This is a genomic window from Enterobacter sp. RHBSTW-00975 (assembly GCF_013615235.1).
In the GTDB taxonomy this organism is placed as follows: domain Bacteria; phylum Pseudomonadota; class Gammaproteobacteria; order Enterobacterales; family Enterobacteriaceae; genus Enterobacter; species Enterobacter ludwigii.
Genome location: NZ_CP055883.1, coordinates 2,661,217 through 2,682,009, shown reverse-complemented (window position 1 = coordinate 2,682,009; position 20,793 = coordinate 2,661,217). Strand labels below are relative to the sequence as shown.

At 53.7% G+C, this 20,793-nt stretch carries 20 protein-coding genes; all 20 read left to right on the top strand.

Annotation, left to right across the window (positions count from 1 at the left end):
• Window positions 1-38: 38 nt before the first annotated feature.
• The 20 genes from tssB (at window position 39) to HV340_RS12760 (ending at window position 20,784) form a co-directional block, all read left to right on the top strand.
• Window positions 39-563, top strand: a complete 525-nt coding sequence (gene tssB, locus HV340_RS12855; protein WP_008502644.1) for a type VI secretion system contractile sheath small subunit — start codon at window positions 39-41, stop codon at window positions 561-563.
• Between the two features lie 3 nt (window positions 564-566).
• On the top strand, window positions 567-2,066 hold the full coding sequence (gene tssC / locus HV340_RS12850; RefSeq protein WP_014170549.1) for a type VI secretion system contractile sheath large subunit: 1,500 nt from the start codon (window positions 567-569) through the stop codon (window positions 2,064-2,066).
• 349 nt (window positions 2,067-2,415) lie between these two features.
• The gene (locus HV340_RS12845) at window positions 2,416-2,820 is read left to right on the top strand and encodes a Rap1a/Tai family immunity protein (RefSeq protein WP_223399073.1); all 405 of its coding nucleotides are present in this window, start codon (window positions 2,416-2,418) and stop codon (window positions 2,818-2,820) included.
• Window positions 2,817-3,311 carry a T6SS effector amidase Tae4 family protein gene (locus tag HV340_RS12840; protein ID WP_025203891.1) on the top strand — a complete coding sequence of 165 codons (495 nt, stop codon included), beginning with the start codon at window positions 2,817-2,819 and terminating at the stop codon, window positions 3,309-3,311. Before HV340_RS12845 ends, HV340_RS12840 begins: the two co-directional genes overlap by 4 nt.
• A gap of 377 nt (window positions 3,312-3,688) precedes the next feature.
• Entirely contained in the window at window positions 3,689-4,171 is a 483-nt protein-coding gene (locus HV340_RS12835; RefSeq protein ID WP_014884229.1) for a type VI secretion system tube protein Hcp, read from the top strand.
• A gap of 59 nt (window positions 4,172-4,230) precedes the next feature.
• The gene (locus HV340_RS12830; RefSeq protein ID WP_020883461.1) at window positions 4,231-4,722 is read left to right on the top strand and encodes a type VI secretion system amidase effector protein Tae4; all 492 of its coding nucleotides are present in this window, start codon (window positions 4,231-4,233) and stop codon (window positions 4,720-4,722) included.
• Window positions 4,719-5,072 (top strand): T6SS amidase immunity protein Tai4 family protein, encoded by a 354-nt coding sequence (locus tag HV340_RS12825; protein WP_181216012.1) that lies wholly within the window; start codon window positions 4,719-4,721, stop codon window positions 5,070-5,072. The genes HV340_RS12830 and HV340_RS12825 overlap by 4 nt, the downstream gene beginning before the upstream one ends.
• A 479-nt stretch (window positions 5,073-5,551) precedes the next feature.
• Window positions 5,552-5,944 (top strand): hypothetical protein, encoded by a 393-nt coding sequence (locus tag HV340_RS12820; RefSeq protein WP_059305782.1) that lies wholly within the window; start codon window positions 5,552-5,554, stop codon window positions 5,942-5,944.
• A gap of 133 nt (window positions 5,945-6,077) precedes the next feature.
• Entirely contained in the window at window positions 6,078-7,862 is a 1,785-nt protein-coding gene (gene tagH, locus HV340_RS12815) for a type VI secretion system-associated FHA domain protein TagH (protein WP_063156541.1), read from the top strand.
• Complete coding sequence (locus HV340_RS12810; RefSeq protein ID WP_014170545.1) at window positions 7,859-8,656, top strand: protein phosphatase 2C domain-containing protein; 798 nt, start codon at window positions 7,859-7,861, stop codon at window positions 8,654-8,656. The genes tagH and HV340_RS12810 overlap by 4 nt, the downstream gene beginning before the upstream one ends.
• Window positions 8,657-8,672: 16 nt before the next feature.
• Window positions 8,673-9,659 (top strand): hypothetical protein, encoded by a 987-nt coding sequence (locus HV340_RS12805; protein WP_181216011.1) that lies wholly within the window; start codon window positions 8,673-8,675, stop codon window positions 9,657-9,659.
• Between the two features lie 9 nt (window positions 9,660-9,668).
• Entirely contained in the window at window positions 9,669-10,481 is an 813-nt protein-coding gene (locus HV340_RS12800; protein ID WP_041162721.1) for a type VI secretion system accessory protein TagJ, read from the top strand.
• Window positions 10,474-11,037 carry a type VI secretion system baseplate subunit TssE gene (tssE, locus tag HV340_RS12795; RefSeq protein WP_010432861.1) on the top strand — a complete coding sequence of 188 codons (564 nt, stop codon included), beginning with the start codon at window positions 10,474-10,476 and terminating at the stop codon, window positions 11,035-11,037. Before HV340_RS12800 ends, tssE begins: the two co-directional genes overlap by 8 nt.
• A 2-nt stretch (window positions 11,038-11,039) precedes the next feature.
• Window positions 11,040-12,911, top strand: coding sequence for a type VI secretion system baseplate subunit TssF (gene tssF / locus HV340_RS12790; RefSeq protein ID WP_181216010.1), 1,872 nt, complete (start codon window positions 11,040-11,042; stop codon window positions 12,909-12,911).
• Entirely contained in the window at window positions 12,908-13,951 is a 1,044-nt protein-coding gene (gene tssG / locus HV340_RS12785; RefSeq protein ID WP_020883468.1) for a type VI secretion system baseplate subunit TssG, read from the top strand. Before tssF ends, tssG begins: the two co-directional genes overlap by 4 nt.
• 34 nt (window positions 13,952-13,985) lie before the next feature.
• Window positions 13,986-16,601 (top strand): type VI secretion system ATPase TssH, encoded by a 2,616-nt coding sequence (tssH, locus tag HV340_RS12780; RefSeq protein ID WP_063924858.1) that lies wholly within the window; start codon window positions 13,986-13,988, stop codon window positions 16,599-16,601.
• A 24-nt stretch (window positions 16,602-16,625) separates the two neighbouring features.
• Window positions 16,626-18,062 (top strand): serine/threonine-protein kinase, encoded by a 1,437-nt coding sequence (locus tag HV340_RS12775; RefSeq protein ID WP_059305778.1) that lies wholly within the window; start codon window positions 16,626-16,628, stop codon window positions 18,060-18,062.
• 36 nt (window positions 18,063-18,098) lie between these two features.
• Window positions 18,099-19,565: a hypothetical protein gene (locus HV340_RS12770; RefSeq protein ID WP_059305777.1), complete on the top strand. Its 1,467-nt coding sequence runs from the start codon at window positions 18,099-18,101 to the stop codon at window positions 19,563-19,565.
• Window positions 19,562-20,323 (top strand): ankyrin repeat domain-containing protein, encoded by a 762-nt coding sequence (locus HV340_RS12765; RefSeq protein ID WP_059305776.1) that lies wholly within the window; start codon window positions 19,562-19,564, stop codon window positions 20,321-20,323. The genes HV340_RS12770 and HV340_RS12765 overlap by 4 nt, the downstream gene beginning before the upstream one ends.
• On the top strand, window positions 20,299-20,784 hold the full coding sequence (locus HV340_RS12760; RefSeq protein WP_226876134.1) for a hypothetical protein: 486 nt from the start codon (window positions 20,299-20,301) through the stop codon (window positions 20,782-20,784). Before HV340_RS12765 ends, HV340_RS12760 begins: the two co-directional genes overlap by 25 nt.
• The last annotated feature ends 9 nt before the right edge of the window (window positions 20,785-20,793 follow it).

The following is a 20,793-nucleotide window of genomic DNA, read 5'->3' as shown; positions in this document are numbered from 1 at the left end:
CGTTTCACCTTCACCGCGCATCTTTGATGGAGAACATCATGGCAATGAGTAACAGTGGGCAGAAATTTATCGCACGTAACCGTGCCCCCCGCGTGCAGATCGAGTACGACGTAGAGATCTACGGTGCAGAACGTAAAATTCAGCTGCCGTTTGTGATGGGCGTCATGGCCGATTTGGTCGGCAAACCGGTGGAAAACCTGCCGGCAGTCGATGAGCGTAAATTCCTCGAAATCGACATTGATAACTTTGACGAGCGCATGAAAGCGCTGAAACCTCGCGTGGCGTTCCAGGTGGATAACACGCTGACCGGCGAAGGTAAGCTCAACGTTGATCTGACCTTCGACAGCATGGACGACTTCCTGCCGGACGCGGTAGCCCGTAAGGTTGAGCCGTTGAACAAGCTGCTGGAAGCACGTACTCAACTCTCCAACCTGCTGACCTATATGGATGGCAAAAACGGCGCGGAAGAGCTGATCGCTAAAATTCTGCAGGATCCGACGCTGCTCAAATCTCTGAGCCAGTTGCCGAAAAATGACGAAAGTGCGAAAGGTAGCGAGGAATAATCGATGAGCAACCAGACTCAACAACACGAGCAGCAGAGTGGTCAGGCGTTCAGCCAGGATGAATTCAGCGCGCTGCTGAACAAAGAGTTCCGCCCGAAAACCGATCAGGCGCGCTCCGCGGTGGAAAGTGCGGTAAAAACGCTGGCGCAGCAGGCGCTGGAAAATACCGTTACCTTCTCCAGTGACACCTACCGCACCATTCAGAACCTGATTGCCGGTATCGACGAGCAGCTGTCTCAGCAGGTGAACCAGATTATTCACCATGAAGAGTTCCAGAAGCTGGAGAGCGCCTGGCGCGGTCTGAGCTACCTGGTGAACAACACTGAAACCGACGAGATGCTGAAGATCCGCTTTATGAGCATCTCCAAGCAGGAGCTGGGTCGTACCCTGAAACGCTTTAAGGGCGTGGGCTGGGACCAGAGCCCAATCTTCAAGAAAATCTACGAGCAGGAGTACGGTCAGTTTGGTGGCGAGCCGTTTGGCTGCATCGTCGGCGACTACTACTTCGACCACAGTCCGCAGGACGTTGAACTGCTGGGCGAGATGGCGCGTATCGGCTCGGCGGCCCACTGTCCGTTTATCACCGGTACCGCACCGGGCGTGATGCAGATGGAGTCCTGGCAGGAACTCGCGAACCCGCGCGACCTGACCAAAATCTTCCAGAACACCGAGTATGCCGCGTGGCGTTCACTGCGTGAATCCGAAGATGCACGCTACCTTGGCCTGGTGATGCCGCGCTTCCTGTCGCGCCTGCCGTACGGTATTCGCACTAACCCGGTCGACAGCTTCGATTTCGAAGAGCAGACCGATGGCGCGAACCACAACAGCTACTCCTGGGCGAACGCCGCGTATGCCATGGCTGCCAACATCAACCGCTCCTTTAAAGAGTACGGCTGGTGTACCTCAATCCGCGGCGTGGAGTCTGGCGGGGCGGTTGAAAACCTGCCATGTCACACCTTCCCGAGCGACGACGGCGGCGTGGACATGAAATGCCCGACCGAGATCGCCATCAGCGATCGTCGTGAAGCCGAGCTGGCGAAGAACGGCTTTATGCCGCTGGTTCACCGCAAAAACTCTGACTTTGCCGCCTTCATCGGCGCGCAGTCTCTGCAGAAACCGGCTGAGTACCACGACCCGGATGCGACCGCTAACGCGCGTCTGGCATCCCGTCTGCCGTACCTGTTCGCCTGCTGCCGCTTTGCCCACTACCTGAAGTGCATCGTGCGCGACAAAATTGGCTCCTTCCGTGAACGTGAAGAGATGGAACGCTGGCTGAACGACTGGGTGATGAACTATGTGGACGGCGACCCGGCTAACTCCTCACAGGAGACCAAGTCCCGTAAACCGCTGGCGGCTGCCGAAGTGCAGGTGCAGGAAATTGAAGATAACCCGGGCTACTACGCCGCGAAATTCTTCCTGCGTCCACACTACCAGCTGGAAGGTCTGACCGTTTCTCTGCGTCTGGTTTCTAAACTTCCGTCACTGAAGACGAAAGATGCGTGATGTGCGTTGCCGGTCCTTCGGGGCCGGTAATATTAGTTTAATGGCGAGACAGCTAATGAATTTAGCGAGCAAAATGATGACGAGGAAATTCATTAGTTATTTTGTAGCATATTTACTGTTGTCGATTTCGTTTATGCTGTTTTTTAGCGTATCCGGTTACTATCTCTTTATCTTTGACTGGTCAAAGGGCGCTCTGATAGTTACGGTGCATGGTTTCTTACTATTCGGACTGATTGCACTCTCGATAGCTATCTATGCTGTCGCGGAAAAAATGAAAGAGCGCAGCTAAACGGCGATTCGTCAATTGTATATATTTTGATAATGAGATCTCACCTGGGCAGGAGAAACTATGAAGTTACTTACCCGATATACGTTGTTAGTTGCTGGTCTACTTGGCGCAACTTACCTCTGGGCTGACAGTGGCCAGGACGATTCATCAAATCTGCTGCGTAATCCTAATACACTGTCCCGCAATGACGTGAGAATGAGTGGTGAGAAATTTATTGCAGCGTGGCTAGCAAAAGATAACGAACAAGAACAGCTTAAAGCCAATATGTATCTTCTTGGCGTAATGGATGCGACAGAAAATAAGGCATGGTGTGGTTATAGCGTCGCGCTACCTGGTTCATTACGAGAGAGTATCTACAACTACTTCAAAAAATTGCCTCAGGATCGTAAAAAAGAGGCCGCTTCGGCATTAATTACAGAAGCCCTTTCACAGGATCTACCGTGCAAGAAAGGAGCACAATCGTGAAGCCACTTTATGCGCAATTAAAAACCCACCATTATTCCTCAAACGAATCACGTCCAGGTTATGTACCGCGTGACGATCTTTTTAACGAAATAGGTTACGACGCCAGTGTGTTAATCAAATCCAATCCGGGTTATATGAACACCTGCGCGGTCCGTATGAGCCTTGCCCTGTTAAAATGTGATGTCAATTTTGAAGGTCGACTGACTATTAAAAGTGGCCCCTATAAGGGGAGAAAAATTGAGCCGGGGGCAAAGCTCTTGGCCGATCAACTCTATAAAGCCAGTGTATTTGGCAAGGCAGAGATTTATACCGATATTCGTCAGGCGGGTGAAAAACTCCGTAATCGAAAAGGTGTGATCTTCTTTAACCGAATCACTAATTATAATGGTGGTCACATCGACCTGCTGGAGCCCGTTGGGGATAACATGATGCAATGTAACTCAGACTGTTATACCGACTGCAAAGAAATATGGTTCTGGGAGCTGAAATAACTTCCTTCTATGCATTAAGATATCATGACGGTAAAGAAAATAGCGCGGCAGGACATAAAGATTTCACACTGGCACGTTGCTTGTCCTGGGGGCTGATAAAAAAGGTCAATTACCTGCCGACACGGCTATGAGCGCAAATTCCACAATTAATTACTGGGAATCCTGAACGAACCTGGATTCAGAATAACCCGCAGTAGTAAAGACTTCACATTCTTTCCTTTCATTCAGGGGGAATGTCAAGACTGTCAAATGACACGGGTCATTTGATATGAGGCAGAGGTAAAATATGGACGGTTTTATTCAGCCCCATGCTTTCCTGTTTGCCATATAAGTGCTTTTTCGAAAGCAATATTGTTCATCCACGAAGAGTAGATATTATGGCTATTGATATGTTTCTGAAGGTCGAGGGTGTTACGGGCGAATCTAAAGATTCTAACCACACCGGCTGGACTGATATTACCTCCTTCTCCTGGGGCGCTTCCCAGCCAGGTAATATGAGTGTTGGTGGCGGCGGCGGTGCCGGTAAAGTTAACTTTAACGATCTGCACGTTAACGCTCTGATCGACAAATCCACTACAGCAATTCTCAAACACTGCGCAAGCGGTAAGCACCTGACTAAAGTTGAACTGTCCGTGTGCAAAGCGGGTGGTCAGCAAGTTGAATATACCCGCATCACACTGGAAGATGTGCTGGTAACTTCTGTTCAGTACACCGGTGCGGACAACGGCGACACCGTTGGTGTGACCTATGCATTCCAGGCTGCGAAAGTGAAACAGCAGTACTGGGAGCAGACCACTGCTGGTGGTAAAGGTGCTGAAAGCAGCGCTGGCTGGAACATCAAAGAAAACAAAGAAGCGTAATGATAGTGGGCCCGAAAGGGCTCACTTTTACGTGACCTTCTTAGGGTGGAGAAAGAAGAATGTCTGCTATGCGTCCTGCTTTTGGTGCTGCCTGGAACAGATTCAGAGAAGTTAACGTTAATGTGGAACAGGTTGGCAAATTATTGGGTGGAAAAGTTCAGCATAATATCGATGCTGGTATTTTTAAAAATGCCTGTCCCATTCGTATGAGCTATGTTTTGAATTATTGTGGTATACCTATTCCGTCTAATAGCAAATACGCGACAGTGACCGGAAATGACAAAAAACGCTATATGTTCCGCGTTAAAGATATGATTGCATTTCTTCCTACTGTTCTGGGTCATGCAGATATGTCAGTCGCCTCTCCTACACCAGCACAATTTTCAGGCAAGCAAGGCATTATTATCTTTACCGGCCATGGGTGGCGTGACGCAACCGGACATGTAACACTCTGGAATGGAAATATTTGCTCTGATGATTGCCATTTCCTTGGATCACCCGGCAATGGTTCGTTTATTCCTACGAATGCAACATTCTGGAGCCTGAAATGAAACGTTTATTACTGCTCGCATTAGCATTAAATGCCACCGTTGTTTATGCCCAAACATTGCCTGATGTCAGTGCTTTTACTCAACAACAAATTTTTGAAAGCTGGGTGCAAAATCGTTGTATCAGTAAGATTGCGGACAGTAAGAGTTTAAAAGATGATGCAGAGGCCAGCGCTGCCGCATGGCTCGAAGCAAGCAATCTACCTGCAGAGAATTTTGAAAAAGCGGACAACATTATTGTTTCCTTACTTAAAGAGAAGGTAGGCGGTAGCGAACCGGGCCATTATCAGGTGTTGAAGTGCAGCTTAATCACCAACAGCGACGCAATTCGAAAGCTAAACACCCAAAAATAGAGTCATTTGGTGGTCATGTAGAAGCTTGCAGGCAAATGAATAATTTTAATATTACGTGAAGAATGATGTGAGTTCGAATATGTTCTCCACGTTATAATTTTTTTTGTTCTGGTGATGAGTTCTTATATATTGATTGTCTAAACCATTCAAGTGAGACTCCGTGAGTCTATCAGCCATTAACGCAAACTGGGTTGCTACGAAAAGAAGATTCCCATAAGTATAATGGCACTCCGTCTGGTTCTGAAATAGTCTGGCTCTCTTCACATAACGAAAAAATTATTTTCACGGTGGCTTTTTTAATGTTTTAATTTTGAAAGGTATTAATTGATTCTGAGTGTTAATTAACTTTACACCCAAACGTCGCTGCTGGGCGGTTGTGATTTTATGCTCCATTGGGCGCGGCACGGATAAAAGCTTCAAAATGAGTAGCTAGATTTGCCAAAGGGATTAGCAAATTGACTTGTTCGGGAGGTAAGTAAATGTCTGAATTAATGCGCTTAATCTTGCTCTCATCAGTATTCTTAGGGTTGTTTATTTCTTTGGTGTTGTATATTTATTTTTATCGAAAGTACTCGCAAGAACTTACAAAAGCATTTCACCTTCTAAGTAGTAAACAGTACTTAGATATAAATGATTATCTTTTTTATAACCAGCTTGGTTTGCCTGGCTTTGCTCATCGTGTTTTTTTAATGAGAAGAATAATTGCGTGCAAGCCGATTAAGCCAGATGATAAAAAGCAAATCACCCCAGAAGCCGGAACATGTATATTATCAATATTTCGATTCCCCTGGATTGAAACGTTTCACAAATTAACAATTTTTGTGGTGATGTTAATGTTATTGTTATTTGTGCTGGTTGCTACTGGGCAATAGTCATGCCATTCCAAAGGATGTTTACTTTTTTATAAATTACTTAAAATGATCTTTGCCTTAACCCCCAAACGCCGCCGTTCTCGCCCCGAGAGCGGCAGCGTTTGAGCGCTAATCATACCAGCAGGAATACGCCATGCGATTCACGATTATTTCTACAAAACCCGGTCATCAGCCGCCGCAGAGCAGCTGTGATTTTTATGCCCCGGGCGGCACCATTGGGCGCGGTACGGATAACAATCTGGTATTGCCGGACAATGACCGCACCATCTCGCGTTTGCAGGCCATTGTTCACGTTGACGCCCAGGGCGAATGCCGCGTCACTAACCGTGGCAGCGTCACCCGCGTGGTATTAAATGACATTCCGCTTGAGCGCGGGCGCCAGGTTGAGCTGCAGGATGGGGACATTCTCGGTATTGATGATTACCGCATCGAAGTGACCGAACTGATTCATGATACGCAGCCAGTCAGCCGCATGGCGGCGACCATGCAGCAGCAGGCGCGTCCAGCCGCGGCCCCTGCGGCAGCCCCGCAGCCAAAGCCTGCGAGCGCCGCCCCGCGCGGGAAGGCGGAACCGACTGCTGTGCCGTCGGAAATCTGGGATAGCCTGATGCAGGAGTTCTCTATCTCCGACAGCATTTCCAGTTCTCGGGCGAAGCCGCAGCCGGCAGCGTCGCACGATCCGTTCTCCCAGCCTGTCGCACCTGAGCGTAACGCTGAAGATCCGCTGGCGATGTTCAATGACAGCGATCCGAAGCTTGAGCGTAAGAACGTGGATCCGGATACGCTGTTCAGTGATGAAGCGTTGTTCAAAAAAGAGAGCATTTTTGACGACGTCACCCCGTCTACGCTGGTGCCGCCCAATGAAGCTAAACCTGCGCAGCCACAAGAAGAGCAGACGGATGAACTCGATCCGCTGGCACTGTTTGGCGGTAGTGCCAGCGCACCTGCTGCACGAAATGATGACCCCCTCGGGTTGATGGGCGGGGCACCGTTAACCCATCCGGATGAGATTGTCGGCGATAAGCCAGAGACCGTCGTTGAGCCAGAACTGACGCCGGAGCCGCAAGCAGAACAGGAAGAGGACGTCCTTGCCGCTTCTCCGCTGTTTGCTCCTGAGCCGCAGGTGCCGCCGCGCGCGGAAGAAGAAGAGCCGGCGCGACCGGATTATGCCGGCTTCACCATGCCAACCCCGCAGGCCGTGGCGCGCAGTAATGCCCAGGCACCTAAAGGGCGTTTGCGTATTGACCCGGTCAAAAACGCGGCGTCGCCAGCAGCCCATAATGGCGAAAAGGGTGAAGTATTGCAGGGCGAATTACTTGAGGCACTGCTGGAAGGGATGGGGCTCAGCGAAATGCAGCCCGTCCCGCAGTTTGACCGTGAAAATATGCGTCAGCTGGGGCAAATTCTGGGCATGTTCTCTCAGGGCACCGTGGCGCTGCTTTCTTCGCGCTCCATTCTCAAGCGCGGCGTAAAAGCCGATATGACCATGGTACTTGATGATGCCAACAACCCGTTCAAACTGTTGCCGACCGGGAAAACCGTTCTGATCCAGATGTTCGGTACGCCAATGCCGGGCTTTATGCCGCCGACAAAATCTGTGCGTGACGCGCTGATCGATCTGCAGGCGCATCAGCTGGGTATGATCTCCGGTATCCGCGCCATCATTGCCGCCATGCTGCAATCCTTCAACCCGGAACAGCTGGAAGAGCAGGCGAAGCAGAACGGGATGACCTCCCGACTGGCGTTGCCGGGCAGCCGCAAAGCCGCACTGTGGGACTACTTTGTCCGCAGCTACGGTGAAACGGCAGGCGAGATTGAGGATGACTTCCACACCCTGTTTGGCGAAGCCTTCCTTCATGCTTATGACATGGAGGTAAATCAGTACAAAGACTCACAGAGCGGATCGGAAGAAAAATGAATATCGCAACGGCTTCTCTCTCCCGCCAGGGGACGCGCGCCAGCAACCAGGATCAGACGGGAGAAACCATAGGGGAACGTTCAGCCTGCTTTGTCGTCTGTGATGGTATCGCTGGTCTGCCGGGCGGTGAGGTGGCCGCTGAACTGGCCCGCAACAGTATTATCTCCCGTTTTGATGGCGACAAGCACCTGAACGCGCAGCATATTCGCGACTATGTGCAAACGGCGAATCGCACCATTCTCAGCGAACAGCAGGCGGTTCAGGATTATCGTCGGATGGGCACCACGCTGGTCAGTCTGTTTATCGACAGAGATTACCGGCTGGCCTACTGGGCACATGCCGGGGACAGCCGCCTGTATCTGTTTCGCCGGGGATGGCTGTGGCATGTCACCACCGATCACAGCCTGGTTCAGCAGATGAAAGATGCAGGGCACGACACCGATAACCTCAACAGCAATTTGCTCTATCTGGCGCTGGGTATTGAAAACGGTGGGCCAGAAGCGAGCTACAGCGATGTGGTGCAGGTCGAAGACGGAGATGCATTTCTACTCTGTACAGACGGTTTCTGGCACGGCGTCAGCGAAGAACAGATGAAACAGTCGCTGCACATGGTTAACACGCCGCAAGAGTGGCTGACCTTAATGAACCAAATCATCCAAAAGAATGGCGAACAGGAGGGGAATGCTCAGGATAACTATACCGCCCTGGCGGTATGGATGGGCAACCCTCAGGACACCACTTTGCTGCATACGCTTTCTGACGCAGCACAATTTCTTCCCTGCGGAACTGATTAGACACACAAGGAACGATATGAAACTTTGGCTATCGGGTTTAGCACTTCTGGCGGTGGCGTCCACCGCGCAGGCTGAGAATTTCCGCATCGTGCAGTCTCCTGCGCAGAAGCTGGATATCTGGATTGATAACATCAAAGACAACACCCCACAGAGCTGGTGTAAGTCAGAGATTGCGCTGCGTATCGTGGCGAACGGCAACAAAGACGTTTCGGTTCTGGAGAACTTTGTCCCGCGTCTGGGCTCGCTGCTGGAACACCAGTGCAGCAAAGTCAGTAAACTGAGCTGGACGCTGAACGATCCGTCCGGGACGACGCTGGCGCAGGGGACAGCAGGCAAAGCGCAGGACTGGGCGCTGGTGGTAAAACAGCAGCAGACTGCGCCAGTGAGTACTCCGGCCAGCGGTGCGTTGCTGCCGCCGGACCAGAACGCGGAAACCCACACGGTTGCTGCCGATCGCACGCCGTGGCAGGAATTTACCCTTCAGGACGGCTGCCATCTGCGTACCTTCTGGGAAGGGGGCTCGTCTGCTCCGGCGCTCTTTATTCCGGATTCAGACACCACCCGCTGCGGAAACGGGAGCTGGCTGAGTGGACACACGGTTATCTCCCAGTCCCGTAGTGGTGGACAAAAAGAGATACCGGTGACCTACATTCACGGCTTCCCGGTCATGGGACTGAATCAAAGTGCCGACCCGGAAAACGCGCTGATCACCTCCGTCAACAAAGAGCGCATGGTTTTCAGCACCTCCAACAGCGACCAGAGCTGGATGATCCTGCCTTACGACAGCAGCCTCAACGGCTGGAAAAGCAACGGCACGGTGGCCGTGGAGATTTCACGTGAGACCGCCAGCGACGATGCAAAACTGCAGGCGCGTATCGCCGCGGTGAAAAAAATCTGGGGCGCCTGGGTTACCCCTGGCACAACGCTCAATATCGTCCTGATTGACACCCTGCGCCCTCAGCTGCGCGATCCGGCAGTCGGCGCCTGGCACGCGGCAAACTAAGGAATGGCTATGAATACGCTCTATCAACACCTGGCGGGTGAATCGCTGAGTGACGCGCTGGTGCGTCTTGAAGCTGAGATCAAAGCCCGTCCGGCCGATGCCGATCTCCGTGCCGCGTTTGTGCAGTTTTTGACCCTCAGTGGTAACTGGACGCGTGCCCTGACTCAGCTGAAAAGCTGGCTGGCACTTAAGCCCCAGGCTAAACCAACCGTTACCCTGCTGGAGCAGTCCATCCAGGGGGAGCTGCAGCGCGCGCAGGTGATGGCGGGGCAGGCTCGTCCTGCCATGCCTGAAACGCAGTGGCCATGGCTTACCACGCTTGCCGCCGCGCTTAATGACGCGGGAGAGCGTGCTCAGGCGCTGCGTCTGGAAGCCCTTGAGCAGGCGCAGGCAACGGCGGGTCAAATCACGCTTGAGAATGACGAGACGCAGGCATTCGCATGGCTGATGGACGGCGATGCTCGTCTGGGGCCCGTGTGTGAAACCATCGTCAACGGCCGTTATTTCTGGCTGCCGTTTAACGCCATCGCCGAGATCCGTTTCCAGGCGCCTGCCAGCGTGACTGACCTGGTGTGGCGTCATGCGCTGGTGCGCCTGACGGACGGTACCGAACAGGTTTGCCAGATCCCGGCGCGCTATCCTTTCGCAGCGGATGCGTCTGACGCGGTTAAGCTCGCGCGCACCACCGAGTGGCTGCCGCTCGACAATGACGGCACGCTGTATGAAGGCATGGGGCAGAAAGCCTGGCTTAGCGAGCAAAGCGAAAGCCCATTGCTGTCGTTGAACCTGGTGACGTTTGCTGCGGATGGAGCCCATGAGTAATCCCGCTGGCGAAGGCGATCTGCTGCGCAGCGGCTGGCAAGCCCGCAGCAAGCAGGAAAAGGTGGGGGCGCGCGATAAAATGCAGCCCTCGCTGCTGGATCGCCTCACCGATAACGACCCGGAAAAAAAACGCGAGTCCGCCAACAGTAATCTGATTACCCACGCCGCCCTGCGCCGCAACGTCCTGCGGGATCTGCAGTGGTTGTTTAACACCATCAACCATGACGCATCCGGTGACCTGAGCGCGTTGCCGCATGTGAACCGCTCGGTGGTTAATTTTGGCGTCGCGCCGCTGGCCGGGAAAAGAATGTCAGACATTGAATGGCACGACATTCAGCGCAAGCTTACCGAGGCCATCATTAACTTTGAACCGCGTATTTTGCCGCAGGGACTGCAGGTCCGCTGCGTGTCAGACACCTCGTCACTGGATCTGCACAACGTGTTGTCCATTGAGATAAAAGGGCGTCTGTGGTGTGTGCCGTACCCGCTGGAGTTTCTGTTTCGCACCGATGTCGATCTGGAAAACGGCCATTTTGAACTGAAAGATGCGGGGTGATCATGGAAAGTAAACTGCTCGAATATTACAACCGTGAACTGGCCTATTTGCGTGAAATGGGCGCTGAATTTGCCGAGCGCTATCCCAAAGTCGCGGGTCGACTGGGCATGCGCGGCATCGAAGTGGCGGACCCGTATACAGAACGCCTGATGGAGGGGTTCGCGTTCCTGACCTCCCGCGTGCAAATGAAAATGGATGCGGAGTTCCCGCGCTTCTCCCAGCGTTTGCTGGAAATGATTGCGCCAAACTATCTCGCGCCAACCCCCTCAATGGCGATTGCTGAAATCCAGCCCGACAGCACGCGTGGCGATCTGAGCAACGGTTTTAAGGTGCCGCTCGGCACCATGATGGACAGCCTGGCGCTGAAAAAGACCGGGGTCACCTGCAGCTACACCACGGCGCATGAAGTTAATCTGCTGCCGCTGAAAATCGATAAGGTCGAGCTGGGCGGTGTGCCTGCCGATCTGCCGCTGGCGCAGCTGGGCCTGAGCCAGCGGGGGATCAACAGCGCGTTACGGATCCGCATTGCCTGCGATGGCCCGCAGCATCTTGGGCATCTGGATTTTGACCGTCTGGAGTTTTTCCTTAGCGGCCCGGATATTGAAGCGCTCAAGCTGCTTGAGCTGGTCATGGAGCACCACGCCGGGATTGTCTGCCAGACCGTCAGCAAGCACCCGCAGCGACAGCTGCTCTCTGCGGATGCCTTGCGACAGGAAGGGTTTGAGCCGGACCAGGCGCTGCTTCCGGACGACCTGCGCAACTTTGACGGCTATCGTCTGCTGCAGGAATACTTTGCGTTTCCGGCACGGTTCCGCTTTATCAGCCTCAGCGGTCTGGGCAAGCTTATCCAGCTCTGTGAAAATGAAAAAGCGTTCGATATTTTCATCCTGCTGGATAAAAGCGATGAGCAGCTGGAGCGGGTGGTTGATGCCAGCCATCTTGCGATGCATTGCACGCCGGTGATCAACCTTTTCCCGAAAGTGGCGGCGCGGCAGAAGCTGAGCGAGAGCCAGCATGAATATCATCTGGTGGTGGATAACATCCGTCCCCTGGATTATGAAATTTATGCGGTAAACAAAATCTTCGGCAGTGCCGACGGCCAGCGTGATGACCAGACATTCCGACCTTTCTGGAGCACCTGGAGCGGTGATGCGGGCAACTACGGCGCCTATTTTTCCCTGCGCCGTGAGCAGCGAGTGCTCTCTGAACATGCCCTGCGCTACGGCACCCGAACCGGTTATATCGGCTCCGAAGTCTTTGTTTCGCTGGTGGATGAACAGCATGCACCCTGGCAGGAAAATCTGCGCTATATCTCCGCGGAAGTATTGTGCACCAGCCGCGACCTGCCGCTGATGCTTCAGCAGGAGCTCGGACAGTTCATCATGGCCGATTCCATGCCGGTGAAATCCCTGACCCTGCGAAAAGGCCCAACGCCGCCGCGTCCGGCTCTGGCCGAAGGGTTTAGCACCTGGCGATTGATCAGCCAGCTGCAGATGAACTATCTCAGCCTGATGGACAGCGAAAACGAAGAGGGCGCCGCCGCCCTGCGTCAGCTGTTGGGGCTGTATGCTAACCTGGCGGAGACGCCGGTTGCACGTCAGGTTGAGGGCGTTCGCCACTGCGTGCTGGAGCCGGTTCACCGTCGCGTCCCGGAGCCGGGTCCGGTGGTCTTTGCGCGCGGGATCGGCATTACTCTGACGGTGGATGAGCGTGCGTTTTCCGGCGCCAGCCCCTGGCTTTTCGGCAGCGTGCTGGAACGCCTGTTTGCCCGTCTGGTGTCCATCAACAGCTTTACTGAATTCACGCTGAAGAGTCAGCAGCGCGGTGAGATTGGCTATTGGGCACCGCGCATGGGGAAAAGGGCACTACTATGAGCGAAGTCGCCTCCGCGCCGCTGCGTGTCCATCGCCTGACGCCGTTGCCGGACGCTTTCTGGCGCGGCGTTCGCGAGACGCCGTGGCGCTACGATCTGTTCCAGCTATTAAGACGCATTGATGCCCAGGGCGGTGAACGTTATCCGCTGGGGCGCGCGCCGCTGCCGAAATTTGAGCCGTTACGTATCGGTCAGCAGCCATCGATGAGCTTTGCGCCGTCGACCCTCGCGCAGGTGCGCCAGCGTGAAGAGAACGGGCTGCACGAGGTGTCTATCCTCAGCTTCGGTCTGTTTGGTCCAAATGGCCCGCTGCCTGTCCATATGACAGAGTACGCCCGGGAGCGTATTCATCATCATCAGGACACCAGCCTGAGCGCGTTTGCCGATCTGTTCCATCATCGCCTGACGCTGTTGTTTTACCGTGCCTGGGCTGATGCGCAGCCCGCCGTCTCTCTTGACCGCGCGGACAACAAACGCTTTGAGGGGTACCTGGCATCCTTGATCGGGATGGGCCAGCCGGGGCAGATGACCAAAGGCAGCCTGAGCGCACATGCCCGTTTTACTCACGCCGGACACCTGACTCGTCACGCACGGGATCCGGAAGGGCTGGAGAAGATCCTGCGCAACTATTTTAACGCCCCGGTAAAACTGGTCACGAACGTGGCGCAGTGGATGCCGCTTTCGCCGCGTGAACAGGCGCAGTTGGGTGAAGGGCGTCGTCTGCCGCGGATGGGAGAATCCGCTTTTCTCGGCGTTGCGGTGCGCGACGTGCAGCACAAGTTTCGTATCGAAATCGGCCCACTGAGCGCGGAAGAATACAACCGCTTCCTGCCAGGCGAAGCGTGGGTCACTGAACTGCGCGACTGGGTACGCCAGTACGCAGGGGTGGAATTTGAATGGGAAACTCGGGTTATTCTGCGCGCCGACGCGGTGCAGGGTGCCTCGCTCGGTAGCGCCGGGCGGTTAGGTTACAACACCTGGCTGGGCCTTCAGCCTCAGCCTGTCCCACGTGGCGATCTGGTGTATCGCGCAGAGCGATAATTTTTCTAACGCATTGTTATCAACGGAACCGAACATGTCAGAAATCAGCCGTGCCGTGCTTTTCGGCAAACTGGATACGCTGTTATTTACCTCACTGGAAAGCGCCACCGCGTTCTGCAAGCTGCGCGGCAACCCCTATGTTGAGCTGGTGCACTGGCTGCATCAGCTGATGCAGCAGCAGGATGGCGATCTGCAACAGGTGATACGTCATTTTGCTCTCGATGAACAGCAGCTGACGCGCGATATCGTGGCCGCACTGGATGCGCTGCCACGTGGCGCGAGTTCTGTTTCCGATCTGTCAGAACATATCGACAGCGCCGTGGAGCGCGCGTGGGTGTTTGGCTCGCTGAAGTATGGCGTCAGCCGTATTCGCGGCGGGCATTTGCTGATTGGCATCCTGAAAACCTGGAATCTGGCTAACGTGCTGAAAAGCATCTCGGCGCAGTTCAGCCGCCTTAACGTCGACGTGCTGATCGAGCAGTTTGATGCGATTTGCGCTCAGAGCAAAGAGACGCTGCAGGCGGCCGCTGCCGCGGATACGCCAGCCGGTACGGTGCCTGCCGCACAGGGGACGTTGGCCCAGTATGGTCAGGACCTGACTGCGCGCGCCCGTGAAGGGAAGATTGACCCGGTTGTCGGGCGCGATGAAGAGATCCGCCAGATGGTCGATATTCTGATGCGCCGTCGCCAGAATAACCCGCTGCTGACCGGGGAAGCTGGCGTTGGAAAAACGGCGGTGGTGGAAGGGCTGGCGCTGCGTATCGCCGAAGGCGACGTGCCGGCACCGCTGCAGAATATTCAGCTTTGGCTGCTGGATATCGGCATGCTGCAGGCCGGCGCAGGCATGAAAGGCGAGTTCGAGGCGCGTCTGCAAGCCCTGATTAATGAAGTGCAGTCCAGCGCTACGCCAGTCATTCTGTTTATCGATGAGATCCACACCCTGATTGGCGCAGGCGGCCAGCAGGGTACCGGTGATGCCGCTAACCTGTTAAAGCCGGCTCTGGCGCGCGGGCAACTGCGCACCATCGGTGCCACCACCTGGGCGGAATACAAAAAATACATTGAGAAAGATCCGGCGCTGACCCGTCGTTTTCAGACGGTACAGGTTCACGAGCCGGACGAAGCCAAAGCGATTCTGATGCTGCGCAGCACCGTGTCACCGCTGGAGACGCATCACCAGGTACTGCTTCTCGACGAAGCGGTCAGCGCGGCGGTCAAGCTTTCACATCGTTATATTCCGGCGCGTCAGTTGCCGGATAAAGCCGTTGCGCTGCTTGATACTGCCTGTGCCCGCGTGGCGGTCAGCCAGAGCGCGCCACCGGCACAGCTGGAAGATTGCCTGCGCCATCTCGCGGCCCTGGATGTGGAGATCGAGATTGCCGGACGCGAAGCGCGCGTGGGTGCCGGCGATCCGGAGCGCGTCGCAGCCTTGACCGCCGAGCGCGATACATACGAAACAAAGCGCGAAGCCCTGACCCAGCGCTGGGAAGAGGAACGTGCTCTTGTGACTGAAATCATCCGCCTGCGTGCCGCGCTGTTTGCCGCGGGTGATGACGAGACCGGCGAACTGCGCAGCGCGCTTAACGCGCAGCAGCAGGCGCTCAACGCTTTACAGGGCGACGAGCCACTGCTGTTTGCGGCGGTGGATGAAAATGTGGTGGCGGCGGTGGTCTCTGACTGGACCGGTATCCCGCTGGGCCGGATGGTAAAAAACGAAATTGATGCGGTGCTCAACCTGGCTGATACCCTCAACCAGCGCGTCATCGGCCAGCGTCACGGCCTGGATCTGATTGCTCGCCGCGTGAAAACCTCGCGGGCGAAACTCGACGATCCGAACAAACCTGTTGGCGTATTTATGCTCTGTGGCCCGTCCGGCGTGGGGAAAACGGAAACCGCACTGGCATTGGCGGAGTCGCTTTATGGTGGTGAGCAGAACGTTATCACCATCAACATGAGTGAATTCCAGGAAGCCCACACCGTTTCCACCTTAAAAGGTGCGCCTCCGGGATACGTGGGTTATGGTGAAGGCGGGGTATTAACCGAGGCCGTTCGCCGTCGCCCGTACAGCGTGGTCTTGCTGGACGAAATTGAAAAAGCGCACCCGGATGTACATGAAATCTTCTTCCAGGTCTTCGATAAAGGCTGGATGGAAGATGGCGAGGGCCGCCATATTGATTTCCGTAACACCATCATTATTCTGACGTCCAACGTCGGCACCGATCTGATCAGCGCCATGTGTGCCGATCCGGAACTGATGCCTGAGCCTGAGGCGTTAAGCGGCGCGTTGCGTCAGCCGCTGCTGGAGGTCTTCCCGCCGGCGCTGCTGGGCCGTCTGCTGGTGGTGCCGTATTATCCACTGAGCGACGAGATGCTGGGGCAGATTGTCCGCCTGCAGCTCAAACGCATTCAGCGTCGTCTGCAAGAGAATCACAATATTATTTCCGAGTTTGATGACAGCGTGGTGGAACAAATTGTTCAGCGCTGTACCGAGGTGGAGTCTGGCGGCCGCATGGTGGACGCTATTCTGACAAACACCTTGCTGCCTCAGATGAGCCAGATATTACTTACCGCCAGCCGCAGCGATGAGCAGTACCGACGTCTGCACGTCACCTGTGAGCAGGGCGAGTTTCACTGTCAGTTTGCCGCGTAATAATCATCAAGAGAACTGTAAAAGATGACGGATAATGATAACAATCGGACTGTCCCAAACGCGCTCCCGGTCGGGTATCGCTTCAACGAGTTTGAAATTAAAGAGGTGATCGGCGGCGGCGGGTTCGGCATCGTCTATCGCGCGTGGGATCATCAGCTCGAACGCACTATCGCTATCAAAGAATTCATGCCTGCCTCGCTCGCCGTGCGCGGCGACGATATGACGCTGGTACTGCGCAGCGAACGTTTTGGCAAAGCGTTTTCCGCCGGCCTGAACAGCTTCATTCAGGAAGCCCGCCTGCTGGCGCGCTTCAACCACCCAAACCTGCTTCACGTGCTGCGTTTCTGGGTGCAAAACGATACGGCCTATATGGGAACGCTGTTCTATAGCGGTACCACGCTCTCCCGCCTGCGCGAACAAAAACCGGAGCTGATTAACGAAGCCTGGATCCGTCGTATGCTGCCCATGCTGTTCGGTGCCATTAAGACAATTCATGACGAAGGCTATCTGCACCGCGACATCTCTCTGGATAACATCCAGATTCAGGATAACGGGCTGCCGGTTCTGCTCGATTTCGGCTCAGCGCGCCGCACCATTGGTAATCTCTCCGACGAGACGGAAACCATGCTGCGCCCGGGCTTTGCGCCGATCGAGCAGTACACGGACGACAACGAAAGCGAGCAGGGCCCGTGGACGGATATTTATGCCCTCGGCGCCGTGCTGCGTACCCTGATTGTCGGCTCACCGCCGCCGGTCAGCGTGGTGCGCTCAATTCAGGACACCTGCAAACCGCTAGTGGAATTGCAGCCACAGGGCTATTCCCTCTCGCTGCTGCAGGCCATCGACCGGGCGCTGGCGTTGCACATGGAAGACCGACCGCAGTCCATCGATGAATTCGCGGCGCTGATTGAGATGCCGGTAGCGGGTATCGACGATGTACTGAGCGCGAAAAAACCGGGCACGATGCTGGTACCGGTAGAGGAAGAGGCACCGGCTTCTGCACTGGACTGGCACCGGTACAAAATCCCGGCAATGGTTGCTGCGGGCGTGCTGGTTGGCGTCGTCGCCGGAGCGATGCTGTTTAGCGGTGGCGACCATGATGCGCCAGAGCAGGCGGCGCAGGCCCCCGCTGAGACGCGCCCCGTTGAAACCGCATCGAACGCGCCGGAAGTGAAACCGGAAACGGCGAAAGCCAGTGAACAGACTGCACCGACTGCGACAGCGCAACCGGCCACCCCGCCGGTGGATGCCAGCCCGGTTGCACTGGTCTATATCCGTATTCTTGACGGTGAGACCCTGAAAGTGAACGGTGAGCCAAAAACACTGCGTCCGGCGAATAACGGTTATGCATCGCTCAAGCTACCTGCGGGCGAGGCCAGAATTGAACTGCAGGGCAACGGGAAAACGCGTACCCAGACGCTGGATATCGCGAAGCCTGGCACCTGGCTGGTGAATCCGTAAGTAAGGTAAGCAGGGACTGGTAACAGGACGGAGCGAATGTATAACCTCAAGTTTGTCTATCTTTTCAGCGAGAATGTCTCGCCAGCGCTTTTCGCGAAAATTATCCGCCCGTCCGTAGCCGGGCAGTGGATAATGTCAGTTCCCGACAATTCGCTGCGCTCGCTGTTTACGCGTTACGATTTGCTGCATTCCATCACCGGGGCGAATCCCTATCAGTCAGGACGCGATACCCGTAAGCTGATCGTGCAGGATCTCGATATCGGCAGGATCGTTGCCATCGACGAGAGTTTCCGTAACTGGTCATCGGTAACGGAGATATTTTATATCAATGCCGATGGCCGACTGCAGGCGGCCTCGCTTACCGGTCTGGGCTGGTATCCGGTAAGCACAATCGTCGATCGCTACGAAACCATGGTGCGAACCTACGGTGCCCGTCCTGCGCCGACGGTACTGCCGAAGCAGGTGGTGAAATCCAAAGCGGCACAGGTGCCGGATGAGGCCACGCCGGGCAAAGACGGTAAAACCTATGCTTCGCAGCTACAGCAGATGACCAAGGCGGAACGCTGGCAGGCGCGTAAGGATCTGATCGCGAAGGGTAGTAATAGCCTTTACCCGGATGCGCAGATCGCCGCTAAACGACTGGCGGCGAATAATATTGCGGTGGAGAAAGCGAAGCTTGCTGAGAATGTTTATAAGACAGTGAATCCGCTGGAGACAACGCCGGGAGTGCCAGAGGGCTGGAAGGATATAAGCAACGATGCATCGGCGCTGGATAAATTCGGTCTTAAAAGCAATGAGCTTTTCGATAAGGCAGAGTCGCCTGATTTTCTTTCTCGCGTGTATCAGCCTGACCCGGACGTTTTCGGTAATGATATGAACCCTACACTGGTATTTAGGGGGTCGAGAGTACCAGAATTTCCGTCGCTCCAGGAACATATCGATTCGCTGAAAAACAGTAAAGAACTGGCATCGGTCAAAAATAGCGCTGACTGGTTGAATAATTTTAAACAAGGAATGGGTTTTGAAGCACCTTATTACCGAAGTGCAGTAATCATCGGTGAAAAACTCGCTATGACAAAACAGCCCATTGATATCGCAGGACATTCATTAGGCGGTGGTTTAGCCTCGGCAACTTCTATGGCAAGTGGAAAAGCGGGTTGGACATTTAATGCCTCTGGGCTTAATAGCGGGACTGTCGAAAAATATGGCGGGCGTTTGCTGGGTAGCACTGAAAACATTCAGGCCTACCGCATCAAAGGTGAACTGCTAACTAAAGTTCAGGAAGTAGATCTTGTGGAGGACTTTAAAACAATGAATGGGCACATTCCATCGTTGATTGCTAAAGAAGAATTGTCAGCGCTTGCCCCTAATGCTGCAGGTATTCCACACGATTTATCCGGTGGAACAGGCGGAGCTTTTGATCGCCACGGCATAGGAGAAGCCATAAATTGTATCGAACAGCAAAAAGACGAAGACATCGCAGTAATCAGGAGTCGTTTGTGAAAAAATTATATACAATTTTTTTGGCGCTTTTATGTTTATTTATGATTCAAGGGTGTAAGCAAAATATGGATTTAAATCCTCAAGATTATTTCAGCGGCCAGCAATTGAGTCTGGCTGAAGCTATTCAGCGCGGGGATATAGATGAAGTAAAAAAACTTGCGTCACAGACTGAACTGAACAAGCCCGGTAAGCAAGATATGACACTTCTGTTCTGGGCCCTGGGGAATAGTATAAATGAGAATAAAACGCCTAAACATTTAAAAATTATTACTTTGCTTGTAAAGTCGGGAGCTGATCCCTTACAGCCAAGACCACAGGGAAAAAACAGTCCTGCAGAGTTTGTATTAAATGCAGATAGCGCAGACTGGATCAATGCGCTGCTTGATGGAGGGCTTTCCCCAAATGCTAAAGACAAAACGTTTCATGAACCTATAATTTTTGAAACCATTAAAGCAAAAAATACTGACACGCTCGATGCTATGCTCAAACGAGGGGCCGACATTAATATCACCGATTCGCTAAATAGTTCACTGTTGTTTGAAGCGTTGAATTATCACGCTTATGACCACGTCATTATGCTTTTAAAACGGGGTGCTGATCCTGAAATAAGAGCCAAAAATGGCTGGGCGATGGGTAATCAACTTCAACGTTATCTGAACAGAACAGAAGAAGGCAGTGAAGAATATAAAAAACTAACTGAAATCAAAGAGACGCTTATTCAACATGGTGGTAAATGGCCGCCAGCACCAGTCAAATAAAGGTTAGGGCGAGCATGACCGCGAAAAATAAAATCTTCTATTTCTGGGGTGTTATGGATGTCATCGGGATTGTGTTTTATTCGATTGGTCCATACCATTTACTTGAGTCATGGTGGGTTTCCACCGGAGGAAATCCGGGTGTAATTATTTTTATGCTGATAGCAGGTGGCGTAAACGGAATAGTGACAGGTGCTTTTTATCTTGTTTATCTCCTCATGCCAGTTTCCTTGCTTTTTTCTGCCTGGTTTTTTTTCACAAAACATCGATATGCGGTCGGTTTTGCTCTTATACAAGAAGTGCTGCGCGTTATCATCTTCAGTTGCTCAGTGACACTTTTCCCTATGGCGATCGTTGGTTTAGGATTGAGCGTTATTTCCATTAATATTGCTTTATTTATATTATCGGAAATAATAAAGATAGGCTCTCTCATATATATAATCAAAACAGTTCGCGCTAAATAACCAATCTGA